The organism is Streptomyces sp. NRRL F-525, assembly GCF_000716605.1.
Lineage (GTDB): Bacteria > Actinomycetota > Actinomycetes > Streptomycetales > Streptomycetaceae > Streptomyces.
Window position 1 is genome coordinate 1 of record NZ_JNXE01000133.1, and the last position, 468, is coordinate 468.

General features: G+C 68.6%; 1 protein-coding gene. It reads right to left on the bottom strand.

The window, feature by feature from the left end; genetic code table 11:
* Nucleotides 1-468 (bottom strand): nitrate- and nitrite sensing domain-containing protein (locus OO69_RS48210; protein WP_033287398.1); only part of this gene is annotated, 468 nt, incomplete at both ends.

Consider the following 468-nt stretch of genomic DNA (forward strand, 5'->3'; position numbering starts at 1 on the left):
GAACTTGAGGGTGTTGACCGCCCACCAGTTTTCCGGCGTGATGCCCTGCTGGGCCAGGTCGGCCCGCGCACTGGGATCCGTCGAGTCCAGCCGTGCCAGCTCCGAGATCATCGTGGTCGGGTTGGACGGCGGCGGCACGTAGTCCGGGTCCTTGGCCCTGGCCTCCTTGGCCATGGCCGCGCCGTCCGTCTTGAGCTTCGCCTCGGCGTCCTCGAGCTTCTGCGCGTCCGCCTCGGTACCGCCGCCGATGTACTCCTCGATCGCGATGCGCTCCAGGTAGGCGTACGAGGAGAGCGCGACGCGCTGGCTGGCGAGGTGGCCGGGCTCCGGACCCGGCTTGACCAGCATGTGCATGCCGATGGAGCGCTCCAGGGAGAGCGCGGCCTTGGTCAGGGAGATCGCGTAGACGGTTCGGCCGTAGGAGGTGATGTTGCCGGTGCCCAGGCCCAGCTCGTTGGCGAACTCCAT